The 23006-nt window shown below is 52.7% G+C and carries 19 protein-coding genes; 5 read left to right on the top strand and 14 right to left on the bottom strand.

Going from position 1 to position 23006, the window contains the following annotated elements; translation table 11 throughout:
• The first annotated feature begins 1 nt into the window (after nt 1).
• Entirely contained in the window at nt 2–814 is an 813-nt protein-coding gene (locus tag ACYQ2L_RS00225; RefSeq protein WP_460049794.1) for a 1-acyl-sn-glycerol-3-phosphate acyltransferase, read from the top strand.
• Nucleotides 789–1481, top strand: a complete 693-nt coding sequence (locus ACYQ2L_RS00220; RefSeq protein ID WP_460049792.1) for a 4'-phosphopantetheinyl transferase family protein — start codon at nt 789–791, stop codon at nt 1479–1481. The genes ACYQ2L_RS00225 and ACYQ2L_RS00220 overlap by 26 nt, the downstream gene beginning before the upstream one ends.
• 25 nt (nt 1482–1506) lie before the next feature.
• Here the strand turns inward: ACYQ2L_RS00220 and ACYQ2L_RS00215 are convergent, their stop codons facing one another.
• The 3 genes from ACYQ2L_RS00215 to ACYQ2L_RS00205 form a co-directional block, all read right to left on the bottom strand.
• Entirely contained in the window at nt 1507–2160 is a 654-nt protein-coding gene (locus ACYQ2L_RS00215) for a bifunctional nuclease family protein (RefSeq protein WP_460049790.1), read from the bottom strand.
• A gap of 64 nt (nt 2161–2224) precedes the next feature.
• Entirely contained in the window at nt 2225–3016 is a 792-nt protein-coding gene (locus ACYQ2L_RS00210) for a phosphoribosylformylglycinamidine synthase subunit PurQ (RefSeq protein ID WP_460049788.1), read from the bottom strand.
• A complete protein-coding gene (locus ACYQ2L_RS00205) occupies nt 3009–6098 on the bottom strand; it encodes an AIR synthase-related protein (RefSeq protein WP_460049786.1) in 3090 nt (1029 codons plus the stop codon). The genes ACYQ2L_RS00210 and ACYQ2L_RS00205 overlap by 8 nt, the downstream gene beginning before the upstream one ends.
• 138 nt (nt 6099–6236) lie before the next feature.
• On the opposite strand from ACYQ2L_RS00205, the gene ACYQ2L_RS00200 reads away from it, so the two are divergent.
• Together ACYQ2L_RS00200 and ACYQ2L_RS00195 are read left to right on the top strand one after the other, a co-directional pair.
• Nucleotides 6237–6746 (top strand): PTS sugar transporter subunit IIA, encoded by a 510-nt coding sequence (locus ACYQ2L_RS00200; RefSeq protein ID WP_460049784.1) that lies wholly within the window; start codon nt 6237–6239, stop codon nt 6744–6746.
• 199 nt (nt 6747–6945) lie between these two features.
• Complete coding sequence (locus tag ACYQ2L_RS00195) at nt 6946–8166, top strand: ATP-binding protein (protein WP_460049782.1); 1221 nt, start codon at nt 6946–6948, stop codon at nt 8164–8166.
• A 24-nt stretch (nt 8167–8190) separates the two neighbouring features.
• On the opposite strand, the gene ACYQ2L_RS00190 is transcribed toward ACYQ2L_RS00195, so the two are convergent.
• From ACYQ2L_RS00190 to ACYQ2L_RS00175, 4 genes are all read right to left on the bottom strand, one after another.
• The gene (locus tag ACYQ2L_RS00190; RefSeq protein ID WP_460049780.1) at nt 8191–9366 is read right to left on the bottom strand and encodes a hypothetical protein; all 1176 of its coding nucleotides are present in this window, start codon (nt 9364–9366) and stop codon (nt 8191–8193) included.
• Between the two features lie 20 nt (nt 9367–9386).
• Entirely contained in the window at nt 9387–11324 is a 1938-nt protein-coding gene (locus ACYQ2L_RS00185) for an AMP-dependent synthetase/ligase (protein WP_460049778.1), read from the bottom strand.
• 69 nt (nt 11325–11393) lie between these two features.
• The gene (locus ACYQ2L_RS00180; protein WP_460049776.1) at nt 11394–12062 is read right to left on the bottom strand and encodes a hypothetical protein; all 669 of its coding nucleotides are present in this window, start codon (nt 12060–12062) and stop codon (nt 11394–11396) included.
• A gap of 20 nt (nt 12063–12082) precedes the next feature.
• Nucleotides 12083–12700: a rhomboid family intramembrane serine protease gene (locus tag ACYQ2L_RS00175; protein WP_460049774.1), complete on the bottom strand. Its 618-nt coding sequence runs from the start codon at nt 12698–12700 to the stop codon at nt 12083–12085.
• 135 nt (nt 12701–12835) lie between these two features.
• Here ACYQ2L_RS00175 and ACYQ2L_RS00170 point away from each other — a divergent pair, with 135 nt between their 5' ends.
• Complete coding sequence (locus ACYQ2L_RS00170; protein ID WP_460049772.1) at nt 12836–13459, top strand: SAM-dependent methyltransferase; 624 nt, start codon at nt 12836–12838, stop codon at nt 13457–13459.
• A gap of 13 nt (nt 13460–13472) precedes the next feature.
• Here the strand turns inward: ACYQ2L_RS00170 and ACYQ2L_RS00165 are convergent, their stop codons facing one another.
• The 7 genes from ACYQ2L_RS00165 to ACYQ2L_RS00135 are packed head-to-tail and all read right to left on the bottom strand — an operon-like array spanning nt 13473 to nt 22999.
• A complete protein-coding gene (locus ACYQ2L_RS00165; protein WP_460049770.1) occupies nt 13473–13898 on the bottom strand; it encodes a type II toxin-antitoxin system VapC family toxin in 426 nt (141 codons plus the stop codon).
• Nucleotides 13898–14131, bottom strand: coding sequence for a hypothetical protein (locus tag ACYQ2L_RS00160; protein ID WP_460049768.1), 234 nt, complete (start codon nt 14129–14131; stop codon nt 13898–13900). Before ACYQ2L_RS00160 ends, ACYQ2L_RS00165 begins: the two co-directional genes overlap by 1 nt.
• Nucleotides 14132–14171: 40 nt before the next feature.
• Entirely contained in the window at nt 14172–15308 is a 1137-nt protein-coding gene (locus tag ACYQ2L_RS00155) for a polyprenyl synthetase family protein (protein ID WP_460049766.1), read from the bottom strand.
• A 33-nt stretch (nt 15309–15341) separates the two neighbouring features.
• A complete protein-coding gene (locus ACYQ2L_RS00150; protein ID WP_460049764.1) occupies nt 15342–17321 on the bottom strand; it encodes an FAD-dependent oxidoreductase in 1980 nt (659 codons plus the stop codon).
• 52 nt (nt 17322–17373) lie between these two features.
• Entirely contained in the window at nt 17374–19017 is a 1644-nt protein-coding gene (locus tag ACYQ2L_RS00145) for a hypothetical protein (protein ID WP_460049762.1), read from the bottom strand.
• A 24-nt stretch (nt 19018–19041) separates the two neighbouring features.
• A complete protein-coding gene (locus ACYQ2L_RS00140; protein WP_460049760.1) occupies nt 19042–20820 on the bottom strand; it encodes a hypothetical protein in 1779 nt (592 codons plus the stop codon).
• 13 nt (nt 20821–20833) lie between these two features.
• A complete protein-coding gene (locus ACYQ2L_RS00135; protein ID WP_460049758.1) occupies nt 20834–22999 on the bottom strand; it encodes a sodium-translocating pyrophosphatase in 2166 nt (721 codons plus the stop codon).
• Nucleotides 23000–23006: the final 7 nt, after the last annotated feature.

The following is a 23006-nucleotide window of genomic DNA, read 5'->3' as shown; positions in this document are numbered from 1 at the left end:
CTTGAGCAAAGATGATCACGCGCGTACCGTTAATCAGGACGCCAGGCATCTGCTGAACCGGGCAGCACGCTTCGGCCTCAAGCTGCAAGCCGTGCTGGCCCGGATTTTTCTGCCGCTGCTGTATCCATTTTATCATGTACTGATGCGCTTTGCACTGGGCTATTCCGTACCGGGATACCGCAGGGTACGCGCTGACATCCGTCGCGCAGTGGGGCGGCAGCGCCGCCCCCTCATCATCTGCCCGAACCACCTCACCATGATCGACTCAATCGTGCTCTTATGGGCCCTGACCCCATGGTGGCGAAGCTTCTGGGATCTCCGCTTCTTTGCCTGGAACACCCCGGAAAAAACGAATTTTTCACATATACCGATTCTGCGATTCTTCACCTACATCGGTCGCTGTATCGAGATAGTCCGCCGTGCTCCGCGGGAGGAAACCCAGAAACTGCTGGTAAAACTCAAACTCCTGCTGGTCCGTGGACAAAGTATAATGATCTTCCCGGAAGGCAAGCGTAGTCGCAGCGGCCGCGTCGATACCGATGATTTTTCCTACGGTGTTGGCAAGATCATCGATGACCTGCAGGAACTGGGAGCAGAACCCCTGGTACTATGTCTGTATTTACGCGGAAGCGATCAGGAAACCTACAGCACCATTCCAAAACGTGGCGAGACATTCTATCTGAACTTCTCAATTCTGGAGCCACGAAGCGAGCTTAATGGTCTGCGGGCACAGCGCGACATTTCCACCCAGATCATTACAAGACTTGCAGAAATGGAGGAGCAGTACCTTGCCGACCCAAATGCACATAGGTAACGACATCGTCCACTGGAACGGCCCGGATGCCCGGGAAAAAGCCGTCCCCGGCAGGTCCTCGGAGAGATTTATCCAGCGGGTGCTGCACCGGAACGAATTCCGCCTGCTCACAGAGGACAAACAACTCTCTCCCACCCAGATGCTCTGGGCACTCTGGGCTGCCAAGGAAGCCGTGTACAAGGCTGCCGTCAAGGCCGTTCCCGATCTGATTTTCAGCCCCGGCTCGATTCAGATTACACCAGCCGAAAAAGCACTCTCACATGGAATAGCGCGCATCCGGGACCTCGATTTCGAATTGATCTGGCACAGTTGTGAAGATTTCGTTCACGCAGTAGCAGCCGGTCCTGTGAGATCTGAAAACTATACAGACCAGGGAATATGGCAGAAGATAAGCCATCATGCAGCCTGCCATGATTATCTCGGCTTCGCCGGTAACGCCTCAGCCGCCGTTCGCCACCTCGCCTGCAGGATAGCCGGCAGCGTCTCAGGCTTCGGTAGCAGTTCTCTCCGCATAATCCGGAACACACTGGAGAACGGGCGACTGTCACCCCCCCGACTCTACAGTACAGATAACAATACGGATGTCAATAATTCGATTTCTTCGCTTGATATAAGCCTGAGCCACGATGGTCCGTGGTCGGCAGCGGCAGTGCTCCAGCACGAATAGCCGGGATTCAGAACAGAAAAATACCTTACTTCAAGGCTGCCAGGCGGTCACGGATTCTGGCGGCTTCCTCGTAGTTTTCTTCATCTACTGCACGTGCAAGCTGTTCCTGAAGGTTATCCCTCAGAGATTTCCGCGGAGCTTGATGCTCATCGATAAGCTCATGGGCATCGTGATCATCAAACTCCTCAAGGCCGTCAAACTCATCCTCGAACATTTCAGAGGCATGCATCAGATGACTGTCCTTCATGTGAGGATTCTCTTCGATTATGAGTGCAGTCGATACGCCGACTTCCTCGACAATATCTTCAGATATGAAAACAGGACAGCCGCTTCGGACGGCAAGACCGATTGCGTCTGAGGGTCTGGAATCGACGGTCAGAGAATGCTTGCCTTCCTGAATGACGAGGTTGGAAAAGTAGGTTCCCTCATGCAGTTCCACGATTTCTACCCGCAGCAGTCGGGCTGAAAGGGATTTCAGCAGGCTGCCGAAGAGGTCGTGAGTCAGCGGGCGGGGCATCGCAACATTACCCAGGCCGATGAGGATTGATTGTGCTTCCAGCTGGCCGATAAAAATCGGAACCACCTGATCCGAGTGGATTGGCCGTACGAGTACGGCATTCCCCTTGTCAGTACGGGCGACGGTCCAGATTTCTGCTTCCAGCAACATATGCTTTTTCATTCTATTATCAAGATACAACTGCACGGCGAAATTTTCAACATCTCAAAGCCTCACATGCGAAAAATTACAATAATGCATCAACAGCATTCCTGAACAGGAGCAGTCCGCTTGGAAAAATCGCCGGATTCGCTCCCGCACGTTTCAGCCGCTGCCATTGCGGATGCTGCGTCATGCGGATGAATGCTTCAGGATGCGGCATCATACCGAGAATTCTACCGCTTCTGTCGGTAATTCCGGCAATATTATCCCGGGAACCATTTGGATTCTCACGGTACCTCAGTGCCACACAGTCCTTCTGGACCTGGGCCAGAATTTCCTCGTTTTTAGCTATAAAACAGCCCTCGCCATGCCTGATCGGAAGCATCATAGCCGGGAGATCATGCAGCCAGGGAGATTCTTCTGCACTCTTTCCAGCAGCGGTCCATTCAACCGGAACCCAGCTGTCTATAAAGGTTCCACTCTCATTATGCACCAGGGAAACCTCCGGATTCCAGTTCCCGCCAAGGTTCGGAAGCAGACCCATTTTTACCAGCACCTGAAATCCATTACAGATTCCCAGCACCAGACCACCACGATCAACAAGCCGTTCAATAGCCGGCCGCAGTCGGGTTTTTATCCACTGGGCAAGCACCAGACCGGATCCAAGATGATCCCCGAAGGAGAAGCCTCCCGGAAAAGCCAGAATCATATAGCTGTCCAGCAGCTCTGGCTGCTCCAGCATCCGCTTGACGGTAATTCTGTCCACCGCTGCACCAGCTGCCTCAAAGGCTGTACACAGCTCACGGTCAGCATTGATCCCGTGGCCTGACAGTACTACCGCCCGCGGGGCACCAGCTTTATTTTGCTGCTTACTCATGATCCTGACTCCTCATAGCAAAGAACGCCCGCTGCAGATCTGTCAGTTTCCAGGCGAGACTGCCTTCCGGCATTCTGATTTTAAGTTTTGTATGCTCTATAACCTCACCGATTCTGACTACATCGCTGCGGCCGCTGGCCGCTGATTCGAAGTAATCCCGATGCTCTGCTGCAACCGAGACTATGAATCTCGATGCTGATTCCGAATACAGCGCCGCCAACGGATGAAGCCCGCAATCAAGCTGTATATCCGCCCCGGTCCGTCCTCCGATACAGGCCTCTGCCAGGGCAGCAGCCAAACCACCGTCGCTCAGATCATGAATCGTAGCAATGCTGCCGCAGTTCAGCTGTTCGGCAATCCAGCGATAGCGCTCGAGTGCAGTCACCGGATCAACCCGGGGACAGTCCCCAAGTTCGATTCTGCTATACTCGGAGAGTATATTCTTCTCTGCGGTAACATCGCTCCAGTCCTCAGTAGCCTGCGGAAGACCCAGACGTCCCTCCTGATAGGCAGCTTCAAGGCGGCTGCCACCCAGCTCGGCTTTGGTAGTGCCGATCAGGTAGATGCTGTCCCCGGGACTCTGAAAATCAGTATTGATGCATTTCTCTACATCCGGGACAATTCCCATCAGGGTCACCAGCAGCGTCGGCCGTACAGAAACCTTCTTCCCTGCCAACCGGGCATCGTTTTTCATGGAATCCTTACCGGAAATGAGAGGAAGATCGTATGCATCGCAGATATCGTACAGACCACGACAGGATCGAACCAGCTGTGCCATTTTGTATGTACCGTCAGGGGTATTCTCCGACTGAACCGGATCCGGCCAGCAGAAATTATCCAGTGCCCCGGCACGCTCAGGATCACCGCCCAGGGCAATATGTGCCCGGAATGCCTCGTCTACCGCACACTGAGCCATCGCATAGGCATCTACATCGCTGTAGCGGGGACAAACCCCGTGAGTAATACTGATTCCCTGTGTCGAGTCGTACAGCGGCTGAACCACCCCTCCATCACTGACACCATCCATGCCGGGACCGGTAAAGGGCTTGACCACCGATCCGCCCTGAACCTCGTGATCATACTGACGAACCAGATGTTCCTTGGAGGCTACTACCGGGTCTTTCAGTATGTGCAGCAGAATTTCTTCTAGATGATTGATTGTCGCATCGGCCCTTCCAGATTCGGAAGTATCCAGTGCTTTCTCTATCCGAGGCAGCAGTGAATCGTCATTCCCGCCGCGTGGAGCAGTCCATTCCGCCTCAAGCTGCATCTTCGGAACACCATCATGTACAAAACTCAAAGGCAGACGGCAGACCTTGCTGCCGAGATGATCCAGCTCGATCAAGCCGGAATCCCGGAATTCACCAATGTGCGAAACCTCGACATCGTACTCGCCGGCAAGTTCCAGCAGGCTGTTCCAGTTTTCAGGCTGCACTGCCAGACTCATGCGCTCCTGGCTCTCGGAAACGAAGATCTCCCAGGCAGCCAGACCGGGATACTTCAGGGGACAGGCATCCAGATCAATATAGACGCCACCCACAGATTCCGCCATTTCGCCGAAGCTTGAACTCAAGCCCCCGGCACCGTTATCCGTCAGCGAGCGGTACAAGCCACGGTCACGGGCTTCAAGCATGAAGTCGGTCATCCGCTTCTGGATAATCGGATCGCCAATCTGAACCGCAGAGGTCGGGCTGGATTCACTCAGCTCCTCGGAGCTGAAGGTTGCCCCGTGAATCCCGTCCTTTCCGATACGACCGCCCACCATAACCGCAAAATCACCAGGCAGAATTTCCTTCTGCCAACCTGGCTTGCCATGCAGGGTTTTCGGCATAATTCCACCGGTGCCACAGAACACCAGAGGCTTGCCGAGATAACTGTTGTCAAAAAGGAAGGCTCCGGCTGCAACCGGTATGCCTGACTGATTCCCCCCATCCACTATTCCATGGTGAACCCCGTGCATAACCCGGTTCGGATGCATGAGACCGGCAGGAACAAGCTCCTCAGCGGTATCCGGGTACCCGAAACAGAGAACATTGGTATTAAAAATCGGTCTGGCGCCCATTCCCGTTCCGAGAATGTCACGGTTAACCCCGACGATACCGGTTATGGCCCCGCCATAGGGATCCAGGGCAGAAGGACTGTTGTGGGTTTCCGCCTTGCAGCAGATATCGTACTCATCGTTGAACGCAATAACACCGGCGTTGTCCGTAAAAACCGATCTGAGGAAATCCTGGCCAGCTGCTTTCTTGCGCTCGGAAACCTGTTCGGTTACTGCTGCAATAAAGCTCTTGAACAGACCCTTGATCTCAAGCTGCTCACCACTGTCCAGATCCCGATACCGAACTTCAGCAGCAAAGATCTTGTGTTTACAGTGCTCACTCCAGGTCTGTGCCAGCATTTCAAGCTCTACATCGCTCACCTCGGCACCGATACCGGCCTTTTCTCTTTCGGCAGCTACTGCACTTTCAGCGAAGTATTCCTGTATCGCACGCATTTCTGCAACAGACAGGGCAAGCAGACGCCGGCGGGAAAGCTCAAGCAGCTGCTCATCATCGAGGCCCTGCAGCTGTACCCGCTCGACCTCGGGGATACTTGTTTCGGGTACCGGCTGAGGCATACTTCTCAGATCGCCTGCATAGACAGCAGGTCCACCAGGAATACATGCAGTCTGAATCAGTGGATTATGAAGATAGGAAACGATACGCTCGAGATTTTGCTCGTCCGCAGCAATTTCTGCAGGCATCCGGTACTGAACCGCGGTCTGAACAACCGCATTCGCCGAACCATGCAGCGCAAGCGCCTGCTGGGCAGTAATCCCCTGGGTATCGGTCACCCCGGGCTTGAGCCCGATCTCGACAATCAGGGATCCCTCATCGGCAAACCCCCCGACAGCCATTTCCTGGGCGACCGGATCACTGAAAACCTGTTCAAGCACAGCTTCCGCCGGCAGTGAATCCGCTTGCACAATATACACATCCGCCATGGAAAGCCACGGCAATTCCACCCCAACCGATGCAGCTATGCCGCGTCGGACCCGTAAAGCCCGCGGATCATCCTGCCGGTATCGTACTTCTATTCGCATACGCCAAACTATCAGAAAACGCCTGTCTAGTCACCTTCAGTACGCGGCATAATTCATGTCCCTGAATATTTTTAAGTATCCAACAATTCCGCATGACACGCTTGACCAAAGCAGTTATTAAGTCTATGTATATTATTAATGAACGCAGTTGAGTCGCAGGTTTTCTTCGACAATGGCAGCGTTGTTTGGGAACTAGAGAGCGAAATAAAGCTTGAGGCCATCCAGGAAGTGATCTTCCACTCGCCGGTATTTCAACAGCTGCCCGGGTTTGACCCGGAACGGTTTTTTGAGATAGTAGCAGAGCGCGAAGCGATTCAGTCAACCGGTTTCGGTCACGGCGTTGCCGTTGCCCATGGCCGCACTTCCATGGTGGAGGACAGTGTAGTAGCTCTCGGGATTTCCCGACAGGGTATCGAGTATCAGGCATTGGATAACCGCCCTGTACACCTGCTGTTCGTTGTAGCAACCCACCCGGAAAAACAACTGAACTATCTGAAGGTGCTCAGCAGCCTTGTGACCCTGGTGCGCCAGGAATCCTTCCGCAGAGAGATCTTTGCCTGCCTCTGCCAGGAAGAGATAGAGTCAAAACTCTGTCACGGCATGGCCCGTATTCTCATGAAAACCGGCCGCCATGAGATTCTGCAGTAAAACGCAGCCAGCAGAAGTTCAGCATTGCAGATAATCCTCTCTCCCTCCCCCTTTTTCAGGTAATTTGTCCGTCATGATTTTTTCCAGGTTCAAGGTGCCTTTTTCATGTTACTCAGGACCCCCCCCCGAATTGAACGAAATGACATACATTTCGTTCAATGATTTGACGAAATGTAATTAACGGCCTTATACTGGAAGCATGGATATCCAGAAAATACTACGCCTTGATGATACAGCCGTGAAGCTGGCAGAAAAATACCAGAAAAAACGCTTTGCCTGGAGTACATTGAGCACGCTGGAAGGAAGACCATTCGTTCTTCTGATTGGCCCCCGTGGAGCCGGAAAGTCTGTCCTGCTGAGACAGCTACGCAGCAACAGAGAACATTCACTCTATCTTTCTGCAGATACCATGGATCCAGGAACCAGACTGGAAGAGCTACTGCCTCGACTTAATGCATCTTTCGGTATAGAAAATTTCTTTATAGATGAAATCCACTTTCTCAGGACTTTTCCAGCCGCATTGAAGGAGCTGCATGATTTTTCCAATCTAAAAATATGGTGTAGCAGCTCGGCAGCAGTCAGGCTGCAGGAATCCGCATATGACCTATCTCGCCGTGTACAGACTGAATTTCTGCACCCCTTCAGTTTCCGGGAATATCTATACTTTCACCATGAACAGCAACATACAGCGCTCAGTCTGGAATCAGTCTTTCAAGGTAACATCCCATCTGAATACTTACGGAGTTCGATACACTTCCAGGATTATCTCACCGGAGGTCTGTACCCGGCATCCCTCGAACCAGGATTCGGCAGTCAGCAGTTCAAGGGAATTCTTCATAAAATAATCCAGAGTGATATCCCTGCCTGTGCGGCCAGACTCAATATTGATCAGCTACTACAGCTGGAAAAAATCATGAAATTTATAGGTAAATCCTCCGTAGATGGAATCAGCTACAGCAGCCTCTCTCGCAACATCGGCATCAGTAAATATATGGCTGAAAAGCTGGTAAGCCTCCTCGAGCAAAGTTTTCTTCTGCAGCAGATATTCCCTGCAGGAACGAGCGTCAGTAGGGAACCTAAAATACTCATGGAACTGCCATACCGATTACAGTATAAAGAACGCGAAGATTGCATCGGAGGACTGCGTGAGGACTTCTTTGCATCTGCCATGCGCCAGCATGGCATGGAATTCCAGTATGCAAAATCAACCAGAGGCAGCAAGACACCAGATTTCCTGCTGGAAATAGATGGTATCCCGGCAATTCTGGAAGTGGGAGGAAAAGGCAAAGGACGAACCCAGTTCAAGGATATTCAGTACAAGAAAAAAATCATACTCCGAGACTCTACACATAACCTGGCGCCTGGCAGGGATCAAAACAGCATAATTGAGGTACCTCTACACTGCATCGGCTTTGCCTGATTGGGACATGATTTAAGCGCGCCCCTATAACTTTCGCAGGCGGAAGCGGGTTTTTTCTCCGGTCAGGTCAGGTATCTCGACCTCCACTCCTGTGTTGTCATGCCTGACTGGACCCGATGCATGCGGGACCGGTTCTCCTGAATAATCCTCTCTGATCTGTATGGAATCCGGCAAGGAATCCAGGGCATAGCGCTGAACGGTTTCTGTGATATCACCGGAATTTTCCGGCTGAAAGGGAAGCAGAACTGCTGCATCGTCTCCAGGGACAGAGCGAATCAGGACAAAGGACTTCCCGGATTCATTATCTACAGATGACATGTAGCTGTAATTCAGGCGTTCACCAAGAATGGAATAGGGGTAGAGAGCAGATACTGTTGCAGCAATCGGGAATTTAATCTGCTGATCCGGATCATCCGGCCAGCTCTGACCGGAGGCAACTTCCGGCGCATCCTCACTGAAACGCAGTACCCGCTCAGCAGACTGCGGACTTCCCGCATCAAAAAACGTCATGACATTGTTGAAATAAAGCGGCCCATTGATTCCCTGATCTGGATCGGGGTAATACCCAACCTGTCCGAACACCGCAAGCTTCTGCCCGTCAGCTGAAGGAACCATGTCCCTGATCCCGAAATAGGGCCAGAGGTCTCCGAGTATATGATTATCCAGAAGCGGCTTTATCTGATTCTCAGGTAGTTTAATATCGCTGACCTTGAAGTCCAGAACGCTGCCAGCCTTGAAATCTATTATCCGCACATGGTGTCCACTGCCCATGAAGGCGCGGTAGCCTTTAGTGCCGCCGAGATTAACGAAATATGTATTGTAATAATAGCTTTCACCAGCCAGCCCGTCTGCAACAGAATTGCTGCCTGGCACTTCGGTATCGGAAAAATGGAAAACACGCTCGCTCTCCAGAAGATCACCGGCATCAAGCCAGCGGCCATCTTCCCAGGAACTGATCCGGCTGCGTCCGACCAGATAGCCCTCGATACGCGAATTTCGGATGCTGTCATTTGCATGGTACGGATGATTCGGCCTGGTCGCTTCAAAGCGCCAGACCACCATCAGCAGATCCTTGCCGTCAGGAGTCCATACACCACGGATTACGCGGGCATATTCGCTATGCCCGCCCAGAACACCGCAGCCGGACAGCAGCCCGGCAAACCCAAGTAAAACACTCAGGTACAGCGCTAATTTTTTCATTCAATCAATATACAGCTATATCACTTAATATCAAATAATTTCTGAACAGTTTTCCGGTTTCTTTCGTTGCTGTAGCGATCGCCTTCATCACTGAACATATAATCCAGCTGATCCCGATGTTTTTCGATTACCCGGTATCGCACCAGCTTCATGGTTGAATTGATCATACCGTTCTGCTCGGAGAAGGCTTCATCCAGCAGCATAAAGGTCGGTGGCACCCAGTTTGAAGGGAAACGGCGCTTGAGATCCTCATCGGTCCTGAAGCTTTGCAGGAACACCGCATACAGTTTGAGTACATCCTCTACACCAGCATCCGGGTGCTCTGACAGATATTTCTTCACTGCATCAACATCGGGCACAATAAGTGCGCCGGTGAATCGGTTATGATCGTTGTAGAGCATTGCCTGCTGAACATAGGGACAGTTGCTGACGATCACCTCCTCGATTTCTTCCGGACTGTATTTCTCACCGTCGGAGGAAATGAGCAGGGCCTTTTCACGGCCGCTTACCGTCAGAAAACCATCAGTATCCAGGAATCCCAGATCGCCGGTATGCAGCCAGCCATCCCTCAGAGCTTCCTCTGTAGCCGACTCATTTTTCAGGTATCCGCGCATGACATTCGGCCCGCGCACACAGATCTCACCTTTTTCTCCAGGGGATGCTTCATGACCATCCTGCGTCACAACCTTCACCTGAACCGTCGGAAAGGGCTTACCCGATGTTCCCATCTTGTAGCACCAGGGATGATTGGAGGAAATAATCGGACTGGCCTCAGTCATACCGTAACCCTGATACACCGGCAGGCCGAGTGCAAAAAAGAACTGCTGCTGACCATGATCAAGCAACGCTCCCCCGGAAACACAGAACCTTATTTTCTTTCCGAAAATAGTGCGTACCTTCCGGAACACGAGAAGTTCGGCAATAATCCAGGGGAAGAAGTTCTTCGCCCGTACACTGAAGGGAACCTTGTGAAATCCATCGCCATTACGTGCAATCCCGGCCTGGATACCGCGGTTGAATATACCTTCGACAAAGGCACCCTTGGCGGCCACTCCGGTCTGTATCTTCTTCATGAAATTACCGGTCAGCGCCGGAACCGTCAGCAGGAAGAAAGGATCGGCCTCTATAAGGTTAACAGGGATATTCCGGAGAATGGCCATAGAGCCACCCCTGGCATCGACAAAGTACAGGGAAATTCCAGCAACAACTGAAGCGTAAATTCCGACTGTATGTGCATAACTGTGATCACAGGGCAGAATCAGCAGGGTCTGGTATCCGGCAGGAATCCGGAACACCTCAATCGCTTCACTTGAATTGGCAATATAATTGCTGTGTGTCAGCATTATCCCTTTGGGGTTTCCGGTAGTACCGGATGTATAGGAAACGGTTACAATATCATCAGCCGTGAGTTCAGCCGCAATCTTATCTACTTTTTCCAGGGATCCGGAATCGGATTGCCCCGCCTCGATCAGCTGCTGCAGACTTACCAGCTGTGTACCGGCTTTCAATCCGTACTCTTTAGCCAGCGATTCCAGAAACTCAGGATCATCATCGAGCAGTATATACAGATAATTCTTGTCTTCTACCTGATTTTTGACTGACAGAACCTTCTCGGAGGTGTTCTTCGAGAAAAACAATCCCCTGGATTCTGAATGATTAAGGCGAAATGGAACCTCATCAGCCAGTAGTTTTATCGACAAAGGCACAGCAGCTCCGCCAGCCATTATTGTAGCAAATTCACTGACGATCCATTCGGGAGATCCCTCTGATAAAATCGCCATTGTATCGGCTTTCCCGAATCCACGCTGCAGCAAAGCAGCCGCAACCGCACGGGCTTCGGACTGAACCTGGGAAAAGCTCTTTGGTGTCCACCCCATTTCTGTTTTACGAAACGCATACGCCCGGTCGGGATGACGCTCTACCGCTTTCTGCAGCATATCCAGCACCGTCTTCACCATAATCTAACTCCTTGTGTATATACCTATGGTAATAGGAAAATCATTTTGCGACAACAAGCCGGATCCGGCCTAGAACACATCATACTCTCTGATTGAGGAAATCTGCATTCTGGCCCGCAGCCGGGCAGTATATGATCCTCCGCTGACTCCAATCAGAGGCACTGAATCCAGAACGATCCGACCCTGAACCTCTCGGGGTGGGGTATTATGTCGCGCACGCAGGTGCTCCCTCACAGACATTCGCAGGGCATCTTCCATACTCTCGATTCTGCCATCAAATCCGCGGTAGAATGAAGCCTCGCCCGCTCCCTGCACAGCCTGTATGCGTCCGCTACGCCATGAAGCATGCCGTCGGATCTGATCCTCGTCCATTCTGTAATCGATTCTGATTTTCTGCAGTCCGTCATCCAGCCAGATCTGACGGACAACGAGGCCCTTGTCACCAAAGGGAATTTGGAAGACCGGTGTCAGCTCGAAGGTCTCTTCATAACCGCGCGCAGTATTCTGCGGAATATAGCGGAACTGCCACCCGTAGATCATACCGGAAAAAACATAGCGGGCTTCCTCGAGAATCAGCATATCGGGATCTGTCTCTCCCGCGCCGGGCATCGATTCCCGCTCGAGCATATACCAGAAGGTTCCCTCCAGACGCTCGGCGCGGACCGACAGCGGCAGCAATGCCAGCAGCAGAACAAGAAGGAGAACCGGTGACCTGGATCTATATGTCGGTGCTAACATGTCTTCTGAATATCGGCCGCTTATTGATTATCTATCAGTTTTTTAATTGGATTGATACGTAGTCGCAGGACACAATACAGACCGGCAAAGGCAAAACCTGCCAGATGCGTCATATGTGCGACATTGCTCCCACCGCGAAACTGACTGATCAGGTCCATAGCGGTATATAGCAGCACCAGCATTCTGGCAGATATAGGAATAATACCCATAATGTACAGCATTGCCCGCGGATTCAGTACCGCAAAGAGGAACACCATTCCGTAGATAGCTCCAGAGGCACCCATCAGAAATACCATATACTGCCCGCTGTACCAGTACACAGCCAGTGAAAAGACACCAGCCAGCAAACCTATTCCCAGGTAGAGCAGCAGGAACTCGATACTGCCCATTTCCCGTTCCAGATATTGCCCGAAGACAAATAGAATCAGCATGTTGAACAGAATATGGGTCGAGCTGGCATGCACGAACATATAGGTAAAAGGCTGCCAGAACATGTTTCGGTACAGAACAGCTAAAGGGTTCATTGCCAGGTAATGCACCAGCCGGGGAGAGATCATAGTCATGAAATAAATCAACAGGTTAACCCCGATTATCAGAAGTACAGTGTGCCACTGACGGAAGGGGAAGGTTCTTTTCATTCGAATATTGTTCACAGATATAGATTACTTCCCGGGACAGGAATGGTCAATCAATCAACAACAGCAATTGAAGATGTTTTTACCCACGCCCCCAATTGCTATTGCTCTGATCGATTCAGCCCGCTACCATGCAGTATGGCCAGAACAAGCGGAAAAAAAATCAACAGTAAACGCAGCAAACCCGATCACTACAGCGAGCGGGCCAGAGCCCAGGGCTATCTCGCCAGATCGGTATATAAACTCGAGGAAATCCAGAAAAAATTCTCGGTAATAAGACCAGGCGGAGTATATCTGGATATGGGAGCAGCACCGGGAAGCTGGTCGCAGTTCATGATGCGTACCTTCGGATCAAAAATCAAACTGATGTCGGTAGATATTCAGGAAATGAAGTTTCACGGCCCGGATGATTCCCACCATGTGCTGATCGGCGACATGTTCGACCGCAAGGTGCAGAAAGAGATAGCAGATTTCGGCCCCTACGACGCCATGCTGAGTGATGCTGCCCCGTCTACCATGGGAAATAAAACAGTGGACACCCTGGCCAGCGCAGGCATGGCTGAGCACCTTATATTTATGGGTGACCAGTACATCAAACCCGGTGGAAACCTGGTCATAAAGATTTTCCGTGGCGGTGAAGAGCAGAATCTGTTGAAAATGCTGCGCGAGCGCTATGAAATCGCAAAACTTTTTAAACCAATGAGCTGCCGTAAGGAATCATTTGAGTCATTTCTGGTAGGAGTCGGCAGAAAACAGGGATAATCAGATGAGCGAACTATTCAAGCAGAAGAAAATCGAGACCAGGATATCGAAGAAAATCTCTGTCAAAGCTGACCCATTTACAACCCGATTCGATTGATAAGGCAGCAAGATATGCATCAGGAACCACATTCCCAGCAGCATTCAGAGCCCTGCATAAATGGCAAAAAATATTCCAGTGTGTCTCCCCCGCCTGAACAGCAACGCTATAAGGACTATGAATAATTCTATCGCAGAAAGCCACAGCAATATCAAAAGGACTAGGCTCTTTGAATATTTTCGGGTGGGTAACCACTCTGAGAAATGAACTCAGAATGTCTTGAGAAAACGCAAATGGTTCACGGGATTTGATTGCAGAATATAGAAAATCTGCAGCTGAACTATGTTTTTCAGAATCTTCCCGATGTGCATATATAAGTACATTCACATCGCAGAGAAGCATTACAGATCCATCCTGTCTCGTACATGAGAATTGCTGCTCAGGTCAATATTCTTCTGGACTCCTGACCCCCCAAAGGTGATCAGCTCGAAATCTTTCTGTAAAGATTCAGTCTCGGATTTGAGTTGAGCGAGCACTGCCTTTTCAATAAATGATGTAAGACTCATGTGTTCTTCAAGCGCTTTCTTTTTTGCCTTACGGAGAACAACCTCATTCATTCGTATGGTAGTTCGCATGACATTAGTATAACACCGATGACATAATTATGTCAAAAAATCAGTATTTACGTTCCAGCAGGCGGAGCAGCACGCGTTGCAGGCTTTCGCGGGCAGGAATAGCTGGAAGGCGTGAGATTTCACGAAGAGCGCGGCGGGTATACTGTCCGGCGATTTCACGGGCAGCCTCGAGGCCGCCGCTTTCATGCACGATTTCACGTATGCGGTCGCGTTGCCCATCTGTCAGCTCAGCCGGATCGGCGCTGCTGGTGGCAGGACCAGCGCTGGTCCCTTTGGCGGCAACACGCAAAATAGTCTGCAGTTCTGCAGCAGCGGGGCCGCCTTTCTGCATGGTGCAGACCAGTGGGAGTGTGTAGATTCCTTCGCGGAGGTCGTTGTCGGCGGGTTTGCCGAGTGTCTCGGGATTGCCGATAAGATCGAGAATATCATCGATTATCTGGAAGCCCATACCGAGATTATATGCCACCCGTAGCAGCGCTTCGCGGCAGTCACCGGGGACAGCAGCCTCTTCTGCCCCGACGTGCATGGCGGCCATAAACAGGACAGCGGTTTTTCCAAGAATCCGGCGGTTATACTGGCGCCGGCTGGGTATAATATGATCCTCAACCTCGCTGATTGCGCCTCTGCTCAGGTTTCTTACCGCGCCGACAGCTCCGCTCATGGTTGCATAACTACCGTCTTCAACCAGGGTCTGAAAGCTGGAGGCAAACAAGAGGTCCCCGAGCAGAACGGCCTTTCTGGGCCCAATCTGCTTGTGCATGGCGGGTTCACCTCTGCGGGTTTCAGCTTCGTCCACAATGTCATCATGAATGAGTGTCGCAATGTGCAGCAGCTCCACTGCTGCTGCCAGCCGGTACATCCGGTCAGGCAGAAGCCCTTCCTGTACCCGCACTCGGCGGTCGGCGTGACAGCGCCGGAACCAGAGCGTGTTCCATTTTCTGCGCACGGCATCCTTCAGGGTCTGCCGCTTGCCGCGAACCGGCTGCACGGAAGGCGCACCGAAGCGGGCCGCCAGCAAGAGGAGTGCCGGCCGCAGCAATTTTCCCTGATTATCGAGAATAGATTGCGCTGTGCTGCCGAGAACAGAACCCCGTCCCAGCAGCATTTCGCGCATTGCTTCGTGAGAATGACGAAGATCCTCCATTACAGAAGGATCTTCGCTCCAGAAATTGTGCATAACGCCCTTTATAAACCGTGAATGGACGGCTGTCTACAGCCGTGGTTCATCCACATAGAGGTAAGTCTTCTTCGCGATTGTTGTTCCGTTCCAGAACTTCTTGAGCCATGGCATTACCCAGTGATCAAGTCCGAAACCTTTACCTGCACCACCCAGCATTACAATTGCTGCAGTGAGGTACCACCAGAGTTCGACGTTTGCCCAACCGGAAACAATAAACATGAGTCCCATAGCGATAGAAACAAGGGCTGCCGGAACAGTGAACAGACCAGCAATCAGACAGAGTCCAACTACAAGCTGAGCAACTACGACGCCAGACTGAGCCATCCATGCGATGCTCGGGTGAATACTCAGGAAGGTAGCAGCGAACCAGTTGTAGATTCCCAGTGCTTCCTCGAGAATCGGCTGATATGCAACTGCAGCAGCATCACCACCACCGTTGGCAGTTGCACTGGTTGCAGCAGAAACCTGCTCGGACGTGGCGCTGGTTGCAGCGCTGACACCATAGAATTCGACCCCAGGCAGGTACACCTTCATAGGATCAGCATCAAAAATACCACCGGCACCTGGATCAAGCCAGCCGCTGGTAACTTTCTTGATACCTTCATTCAGCCACTTGTAGCCGAGGAACATGCGCAGCAGTACAACCCAGTAGGTTGGAACCTTGGCGGAGGCATGACCGCCGAGGATAGAACGCTTCTCCTTGATCTGGAAAAACTCATGCTGCAGGTAATTCCATACCGCGTTTACACCGGCAAGAGAAAGCAGGTAGTGCACATTGACCAGATGCTTCATGGCCATTGCGGGGAAGCCCCACATGGATACACCCATTACGTGAGCAACACCGTATTTTCCACCGATACTTACCATGTTTCCATGAAAGTTCGACTTGAAGGCTTTTTTCTCTTTACCTGTTATATCAGCCGCCACATTATGTGCAGCTACCTCAGCGGTCTGGATTGCTGTTTCAACAATCTGGGGAACAACATGATCGCCTTCAAGGAACCAGATCATGTCACCGACCAGATATACTTCTTTATGGTCTACTGACTGCATGTGCTCGTCAACGAGAATACGGCCGCGTTCTCCAACGATATAGCGCTCGTCTTCATCGAACTTACAACCTGCCATGCCATGAATACCTTCACTTGAGGCATAGCTGCATTCATCCCGTGAATGCTTGCCCTTGGTAAGATCAACCCTGGCAGTAAACTCTGATCCCTGAATACCCGCAGTCCAGATAAAGGTATCGGTATGAACCTTCGTGCCGTCGGCCAGACTAACTGCACCTTCTTCTGCGCTGACAATCGGTGAGTTCAGCAGGGTTTCTATGCCGACCTTCCGCATGTAGGCATCGGCCTTCTTGCGGGGCTTTTCGGGATAGCTCGGGAGAATCGTACCCATGGCCTCGATAATAAGGATCCGTACTTCACGGGGATCGATATGGTAATCGCGGCAGAGGGTTTCACGGCGCTCGGCAAGTTCACCTGCCAGCTCGACACCGGTAAAACCAGCGCCTGCAATAGCAAAGGTAAGCATCTGTCTGCGCTTTTCGGGGTTAGCCTGACGCGCTGCTTCGCGGAAACGGTTTTCAACACGTTCCTTGATTCTGATTGAATCCTCAAGCGACCACAGGGTGTAGCTGTTTTCCTGAACACCTGGAATTCCGAAGAATTCCGGCTCACCACCGGTTCCGAGTACGAGGTAGTCATAGCCATACTCACAGGTATCGCTTTTGAGAACCTTGCCCTCGAAATCAACCTCAGTAATGTAGTCACAGGCTACCCGAACGGTAGTTCCACAGAAGATCTTGGCAAAACTGACCTCTACTGCTTCCTGCTCCGTCCGTGATCCCGCCACTTCATGCAGCTCGGTCATGAGCGTGTGGTAGGGGTTTTTATCGATAAGCGTAATCTCTACGTTCTTGCGCTTGAATTTCTTGTGTAGTTTCTTGGCAGCTTCAACACCGCCATATCCGCCTCCCAATATCACTATTCGAGTCGGTTTTTCCATGGTTACCTCCGGATTTTAGTATCTCAAGTGTACTAGCATTTTTATCGTGGAATCAAGGAGATTGCAAGACACGGCTCACTTCTTTGCCAAAAGAATAGCGAATTCCGACATGAATCTGTACAAATCCGTGGTTGTCATCTGATGGATACCATATATAACGCTGGTTAACCGGATTAGTACTGATTTCCATGCCCTCAATTTCTCTGGGCGCTTCAAGCTGCAGAACATTCTGCAGCCAGCCGAAATTCAGGGCCGTAGTCAGTGAAAAGCGTCCGAAGCGCTGCGGTGCAGGATTCCAGACGGCCTGCAGACTGCCAAGATAGCCCTTCTCGAGCACATCATCATCCAGCCATCGGGTACCTTCGGTGTGATGTTCTCGCCACCAGAGATACTCTCCCCAGGGATTCGCAGGACTCTGACTGCCGGTAAGCGTGAACTCGGCGGAGGCTGCCAGCTCAAGCTCGGATCGTAAAAGAGCTGGCAGCTCCGGATTGCGGAACTCCAGGACATGATCCCAGTCCAGGCGGAAGCCCATGGAGTTCTCACCCAGGTACAAGCCAAGCTGATTCTCCCGGTTGGCAATGCTGCGAAGATTCCCCCCGCCGGCCGGATAGCGGGTGTCCGGATAATAGGTGTAGCCGTACATGCGATCCAGGGGATTGGCATCGGAACCGCTGCCGTATGGCTGGAAGGTGTAGCGGTGTGCACCTGCATGCCAGAGACCGAACCGACCGTAATCAGTCTGCATCCGACCGCCGATCATCCAGCCCATCTTGTCAGGATTCTGAAAGGAATCCGGATTCAGGAAGCGGTTCATGTTAATGTCATCCACCAGCCACTGCCCCATGGCTTCCCAGGTATCGGCTGTGTACTTCAGGTACACACCCATGAGCGTGGTATGATTTTTGTCCATACGCCAGGGATTGCTGCCCGAGCCCAGGCCGTACTGCAGCAGGAAGGATGGAATCGGATTGAAGAAGTACTCCGGCACGAAGTACGGCCCCGTCCCGTCGCCGGGAGGCGGCTGCCGCCAGCGGATTTCATCAGGGTCGTCACCGTTGGTCTGCTGCTCCGCAGCTGCCACCGACACAATCGCATCCTGATAGCCCAGCTCCCAGCCCCTGTAGCGCAGAGCAAAATTCTGGTAGGTCAGTCCCCGATCGGGGAACCCGTGGTCACTGTTGCGGTTCAGCTCGACGGTGCGGCTTTCGGCGTAGAAAAATCCGCCGTCATACTGGATCTCATAGAGAAAGGATGAAATATCCCTGCTGTTAATAAAGAGTGAATAGGGAGAATCCAGAGCGTCGTCATGGAAGAATCTTCCGGCGCGCGCCTGCAGACCGCGGAAGCGGTAGCCCATGCCCCCCTCGATCAGGGTTTCGTAGAAACTGCCATAGAATTCCTCGCCATGGCTGCCTCGATAGCGACCGTCATTGCGCATGGCGACATCCATAACAAAGCTGAAGCCATCGCCTTCCGGCATGAGGCCCAGACGGCCTCGTAAATCGGTATTGGGAAAGTTCTCTGCTGAATCCAGAGCCGGAGCAGCCGCCTGCCCGAAATTCTGGCCGAAAATGATTTCAGCAAACAGGCTGTCAGGAGACGCTTGCTCTGCCGACAGTAGAGCAGCCGTAGAAAACAGCAGCATAGCCGTCAGCAGCAGGGCTCGAACACGAAGCCAATATGTTTTTTTCATAGCTGCAACTATAGCAGATTGTTATCAGCGCCGCCACTCAAGCCCGATACCAATCCCCAGTGCCGAGCGGAAATCGCTGCTGCCGGAAACATGCGCAGTATTCTCCAGCCACTGCAGCCGACCCGTGAAATCCAGACCGAGAACTGCGGATCCAAGGACCTGCTGCAGAGCCTGAAAACCGCGGCTCGAAAGTCCGAGTCTGGCGGTAAACTGACGCTGCAGCTCAACCGTACCGCTGGGACCCTCAAGCTGCACCGCTTCGGGTCCGGGTGTCAGAATATCGGCCGGCCCCAGTTCTCCGTCGCGGTGCTCTGAATATTCCAGATCAAGCCTGGCCAGGGGATCGAGATCCAGGCCGGCAAAGACGAGCCAGGCAGCGGAGTCATTGCCGTAGGGGGAACCGAGAAATCCATCGTGCCAGTCTATTACGCCGAGACGGTACTCGCCCGTGCTCCGGCTGTAATTGGTATGTACCCGCTGCCGGTAGGTGAAGCTGCGAAGAATCGATTCACGGATATATACATAGGGGTCAGCATAGTAGCCCTCGATTCCCAGACTGATCAGCGGAAACATCCGCTCAAGTCCATCCATCTGAAGCGGGGCCAGAGCCTTCTGGTAGTGCAGCCCGCCGAGCCAGGCCATGGCATTCGGTTCCTGGGCTCCGGCTTGAGCCTCGGCTTCGAGCAGAAAATCGTTCATATACCACTGCCCATAGAATTCCAGCCCCGTGACGGGAACCCAGGTCAGCTCCGCCGATGTTGCAAAACTCATGAGGGTAAAATCAAAATAATTGTGCAGGATCATGAATGGATTGAACAAGCGCAGATCCGGTGTGTAGCCGCCGACCGAGGTGCTCTCCATGAGCGACAGACGCAGACTGTCATGTGGAACAAAGGTAAAGCGATGCGTCACGATTGATTTGCGCCAGAGGCGGTACTGCGACTCCGCACCGCCGTCGACCAGGAATGGCGGCTTGTACGGTCCGCCGGTCGGAAGCTCGGAAGCGCGTGCAAAGGGCTCCAGCCGCAGAAACAGGCCGGTATAGCTGAACCTCCGGAAAAAGGTACTCAGCCGGGCATAATCCAGATAGTCCTCAGGTCCGCCGTATGTCAGCGATCCGGAACGAGAGCTACCCCAGGACAGGCGGTCGCGGCCGATCTGTGCAGACCAGTGCCGGCCACCGGTAGCCATAATCGCCCGATCGGGAAAATTGAAGTCGGTGTAGTTGATTTCAGAGGGAAGATTGCTGCGCGATTCACCATCGAGGTATCCATGGTTCGGTTCCTGGCGGATTATAAAGTCAATCTCGGCGTAGAGGGGCCCCATTGTTGTCCGGGATTCGAGCCGGAGCACATCCTCCGGTCTGTCCAGCACGCGGTAGGAAGGGCGGGCATCATCATGCCGATATTCGAGATTCAGCAGGGGTACGAACTCCAGCTCCAGGCCGGTATCCGGCTCGGAGAGCAGGGGGCCGGGGCCGTCACTGCCGGAAAGCAACGAACGGATTTCAGCCAGGTAGTAGGCCCCGGGGCTGCCCGCAGGAAAATCCGGCAACAGATCAGTATAAAAGCCCAGCTGCTGCCCGTTGGCCGGAAATACAGTCTCGGGAAGCACTCGCCCGGCTTCCCGGTAGGCCCGTTCCAGGTAGCGGTACACCGGATGCCCGACTGCAAAGACTCTTCCAGCCTGACTGACAGGGGCCTGACTGCCTTGCAGTCCCTGCGGCGATTCTGCTGCTGCCGGGGCCGGAACGGCTCCAGCGACGAAGAGCAATAAAACACACAGGGCACTAGCTTTCTTCATTTCTTTCTGTTCCTTATAAGCTGCTGATCCAGTCCAGCAGATTATAGCGCAAAAAGATATTTACGGTAATAAGTGACACAACTGCCATAATCTTGATCAGGATATCCAGGGACGGTCCAACCGTATCCTTGAGCGGATCACCAACGGTATCACCGACAACGGCGGCATCGTGGGCCGCAGAACCCTTACCACCATGATAACCCTGTTCGATCAGTTTTTTTCCATTGTCCCAGGCACCACCAGAGTTGGCACTGAACAGCGCCAGCATGATCGCAGACAGGGTCGTGCCGATGAGCAGACCGCCGACAAAATCAGCCCCGAAAAGAAAACCGCTCACAATCGGTGTAAGAACAGCCAGCAGGGCCGGCAGCTTCATTTCCGCCAGGGCCCCCGCAGAGGAGATCTCGATACAGGTCTTGTAGTCGGGTTTCTCGGTTCCGTTCAGAATACCGGGAATTTCTGCAAACTGCCGGCGGACTTCCTGCACCATCTTGCGGGCAGCACGGGCTACAGCCCGGATCAGAATCCCTGAAAAGAGGTATGGAAGCACCGCTCCAACCAGAGCTCCGGCCAGAGTCAGGGTATCAATCATATTGAGCACCAGCTCGAAACCGGCAGTATCATCCGCAGATGCCTGACTGAAGAGGTAGGATGAGAACAGTGAAAGTGCCGCGAATGCTGCCGAGCCGATCGCAAAACCCTTGCCGATAGCAGCGGTAGTATTTCCGACTGAATCAAGATGATCGGTAATCTCGCGGACCTTGGGATCCAGCTTCGCCATTTCACTGATTCCCCCGGCGTTGTCGGCAATCGGCCCGTAGGTATCCACAGAAACCGTCGCAACCACGAATGAAAGCATGCCAATTGCAGCCATCGCCACCCCGTAGAGACCAGCGATAGCATTGGCAGTAATCGTGGCCAGTGCCAGCAGAATAACCGGCGCAAAGACCGAGCGCATACCCAGCGACAGACCCTCGGTTATCGTCAGGGCTGTACCCTCCCGCGATGCCGCCGCCAGATTTTTGGTCGGCAGATAATCATAGCTGGTGTAGTATTCTGCTGACTGCCCGACCAGAATACCGGTCACAATACCTGCTACCGCTGCCAGCCAGGGTGACATCGGACCGACCGCAAAGGCCATACCGGTCAGATCTGCATTCCCGAAGTAGAACCAGCTGAAAACCCCGGTACCAATCAGCGTGAGCAGAGCGGATGTCCAGGTTGCAACATTGAGTTCCCGGTGCGGATGATCGGAAATACGCTTGAGAATCAGGGTATAGATTCCAATTATACAGGCAATAACACCGATTCCGGCAAAAACCAGTGGGAAAAGCATGAGCCGCTGAACCAGATCTGTGGAGATTGGAGTAGCTGAGGTACTCTGGGTATGGTACATGTAGGCCGCCAGCACGACACTGGCGATTATCGATCCGACAAAGCTTTCCAACAGGTCAGCGCCGAGACCAGCAACATCCCCGACATTGTCTCCCACATTATCTGCGATTGTGGCCGGGTTTCTGGCATCATCCTCAGGAATATGAGCCTCGGTCTTGCCCACAAGATCAGCCCCCATATCGGCAGCCTTGGTGAAAATACCACCGCCGACACGGTCGAACATGGCGATAATCGAGCAGCCAAGGGCATAGCCCGAGACCGTCATGGTAAAGGGTATATAGTTGATTCCGATCCAGTTGCTGATTACAGTCAGCTGCTCCGGCGAAGTCTGCCCCATAATCCGGCCGAAAACCACATAGATCATGCCAAGTCCAAGCAGGGAAAAGCCTCCGACGGCCAGCCCCATGACGCTTCCGCCCTGGAAGGCGACCTTCAGGGTCGGTCCGAGCTTGCCGGTCAGTCGGGCTGCATTTGACACCCGGACATTGGCGATGGTTGCGATCTTCATGCCCACCAGACCAGCGGCACCGCTCATGACGGCCCCCAGCAGGAAGGCAACCCCGGTAAACCAGGACACCACCACGGAAAGAAGCACTGCAATGACCAGGGCCATGGAAAAAATCACCTTGTATTCATGGTAGATAAAGGCATCCGCCCCTTCCTGGATTGCCCCGGCAATCTCCTGCATTAGTTCATTACCCGGATCCTTGCGCCGAACGACAATAAAATTGACGGCTGCAAATGCGAGTGCTGCTACCGCTGCCAATAGCACAAAAGCTAACATATGTGAC

The sequence above is a fragment of the Spirochaeta dissipatitropha genome, assembly GCF_054657935.1.
Note: the sequence above shows the minus strand (reverse complement) of the source record. Positions and strands in the feature narration are given on the sequence as shown.